General features: G+C 48.3%; 14 tRNA genes and 1 pseudogene. 14 read left to right on the plus strand and 1 reads right to left on the minus strand.

Annotation, left to right across the window (positions count from 1 at the left end):
• Positions 1 to 52: 52 nt before the first annotated feature.
• The 14 genes from KJS58_RS24685 to KJS58_RS24750 all read left to right on the plus strand — a co-directional run bounded on the left by KJS58_RS24685 (position 53) and on the right by KJS58_RS24750 (position 1515).
• Positions 53 to 124, plus strand: a tRNA-Glu gene (locus KJS58_RS24685).
• 8 nt (positions 125 to 132) lie between these two features.
• A tRNA-Val gene (locus KJS58_RS24690) sits at positions 133 to 208 on the plus strand.
• 91 nt (positions 209 to 299) lie between these two features.
• Positions 300 to 376: transfer RNA gene (locus KJS58_RS24695), tRNA-Asp, on the plus strand.
• 17 nt (positions 377 to 393) lie between these two features.
• Positions 394 to 469, plus strand: a tRNA-Phe gene (locus KJS58_RS24700).
• Positions 470 to 480: 11 nt separating this feature from the next.
• Positions 481 to 556: transfer RNA gene (locus tag KJS58_RS24705), tRNA-Thr, on the plus strand.
• Positions 557 to 565: 9 nt separating this feature from the next.
• Positions 566 to 648: transfer RNA gene (locus tag KJS58_RS24710), tRNA-Tyr, on the plus strand.
• Between the two features lie 29 nt (positions 649 to 677).
• Positions 678 to 753: transfer RNA gene (locus tag KJS58_RS24715), tRNA-His, on the plus strand.
• 20 nt (positions 754 to 773) lie between these two features.
• Positions 774 to 848: transfer RNA gene (locus KJS58_RS24720), tRNA-Gln, on the plus strand.
• Positions 849 to 857: 9 nt separating this feature from the next.
• Positions 858 to 933: transfer RNA gene (locus KJS58_RS24725), tRNA-Lys, on the plus strand.
• 7 nt (positions 934 to 940) lie between these two features.
• Positions 941 to 1021, plus strand: a tRNA-Leu gene (locus tag KJS58_RS24730).
• A 58-nt stretch (positions 1022 to 1079) separates the two neighbouring features.
• A tRNA-Cys gene (locus KJS58_RS24735) sits at positions 1080 to 1150 on the plus strand.
• 13 nt (positions 1151 to 1163) lie between these two features.
• Positions 1164 to 1249: transfer RNA gene (locus KJS58_RS24740), tRNA-Leu, on the plus strand.
• A gap of 10 nt (positions 1250 to 1259) precedes the next feature.
• Positions 1260 to 1336: transfer RNA gene (locus tag KJS58_RS24745), tRNA-Arg, on the plus strand.
• A 106-nt stretch (positions 1337 to 1442) separates the two neighbouring features.
• Positions 1443 to 1515: transfer RNA gene (locus KJS58_RS24750), tRNA-Pro, on the plus strand.
• Between the two features lie 414 nt (positions 1516 to 1929).
• On the opposite strand, the pseudogene KJS58_RS24755 reads toward KJS58_RS24750, so the two are convergent.
• A pseudogene (locus KJS58_RS24755) lies at positions 1930 to 2045 on the minus strand (IS30 family transposase); the annotation flags it as partial.

Below are 2045 nucleotides of genomic sequence, written 5' to 3' on the forward strand. Positions count from 1 at the left end.
CTCGACTGTTAATCGAGTTGTCACAGGTTCGAGTCCTGTTCGGGGAGCCAGCGGCCCGTTGGTCAAGGGGTTAAGACACCTCCCTTTCACGGAGGTAACAGGGGTTCGAATCCCCTACGGGTCACTTAATATGGAGATTTAGCTCAGCTGGGAGAGCATCTGCCTTACAAGCAGAGGGTCGGGGGTTCGATCCCCTCAATCTCCACCATATAAATATCGCGGGATGGAGCAGCTCTGTAGCATGCCTAGCTCATAATCCGAAGGTCGCAGATTCAAATCCTGCCGCAACTAGAGTACCTGGAACTGTGGTGTAGAGGCCTAACATGCCTGCCTGTCACGCAGGAGATCGCGGGTTCGAATCCCGTCAGTTCCGCCATTTTTATTCTAAAGTAAGGCTCGGTAGCTCAGTCGGTAGAGCAGAGGACTGAAAATCCTCGTGTCGGCGGTTCGATTCCGTCCCGAGCCACCACTTATAAGTTAGCCGGTGTAGCTCAACTGGTAGAGCAACTGACTTGTAATCAGTAGGTTGGGGGTTCAAGTCCTCTCGCCGGCACCATTTCTATATGGAGGATTAGCGAAGTGGCCAAACGCATCAGACTGTAAATCTGCTCCCTTACGGGTTCGGTGGTTCGAATCCATCATCCTCCATCAGATTTGTTTTATAGAATTTTGTTATGGCGGTCGTGGCGAAGGGGTTAACGCACCGGATTGTGGCTCCGGCATTCGTGGGTTCAAGTCCCATCGATCGCCCCATTTTTAAACCTTATCACTATTGGGGATTAGCCAAGCGGTAAGGCAACGGACTTTGACTCCGTCATGCATAGGTTCGAATCCTATATCCCCAGCCATTTTAGTAAGAGCCATTAGCTCAGTTGGTAGAGCACCTGACTTTTAATCAGGGTGTCGAAGGTTCGAGTCCTTCATGGCTCACCATTATTATGCGCGTGTGGCGGAATTGGCAGACGCACTAGACTTAGGATCTAGCGTCTTTGACGTGGGGGTTCGAGTCCCTTCACGCGCATCCTTTTATTGCGGACGTGGCTCAGCGGGTTCGCTTCCCGTAGTCCGCTCCATCATTCGGCGCCATAGCCAAGTGGTAAGGCATAGCTCTGCAAAAGCTTGATCCCCAGTTCAAATCTGGGTGGCGCCTTCATCTATTTTAAGCGGGAGTGGCGGAATCGGCAGACGCACAGGACTTAAAATCCTGCGATAGGTGACTATCGTACCAGTTCAAGTCTGGTCTTCCGCATTTTTAGCCTGCGCCCTTAGCTCAGCTGGATAGAGCGTTTGACTACGAATCAAAAGGTCAGGAGTTCGAATCTCTTAGGGCGCGCCATTTTAATTAAATCAGCCGGTGTGGCAGAATTGGCAGACGCGCGCGACTCAAATTCGTGAGGGAAATCGTGGGGGGTTGATTCCACAACGGCCGGCATCATATATTACGGGATGTAGCTCAGCTTGGTAGAGCACCTGGTTTGGGACCAGGGGGTCACATGTCAAATCGTGTCATCCCGATTGTTATATGCGGGTGTAGTTCAATGGTAGAACTTCAGCCTTTGTGCTGGATCAAGCTGGACAACTTATTCTTGCTAAGTAAAATAAAAGAAGATCCATTCACTTTTAAAATGTCCTTTACAAAGGGTACATTTTATTTGGCGAATGGATCTCTTTTTTTAAAGAAGCGGGTGATGGGAATCGAACCCACGCTATCAGCTTGGTATCAGATAATATAACTATTCGGAATAAGGCTAACTAATTGAGATACTGAGGAAACTAGTCTAGTTAGCAAATGATCCCGGCTCGTTACGAGAAAACGTTAATTTAATCAGAACATACCATACAAGCAGCCGCTCATACGACCGGTTGCTTTTTCTTTAAGCTATTCGGCAGGCTAGTTCAATAACCTGTGTTTTTATATGTGACGGATTGTCAATCCAAGTGCGACACTTCTTCTTCAAATGATTCGTGAGCAGTTTTCCATCCTAAACATTTCCTTGGTCTGTTGTTAATAAGTTGGAGGGCATGTTCTAATTCTTCCTCAGTCA

Origin of the sequence: Paenibacillus sp. J45TS6, assembly GCF_018403285.1 — a bacterium.
Classification (GTDB): Bacteria; Bacillota; Bacilli; order Paenibacillales; family Paenibacillaceae; genus Paenibacillus.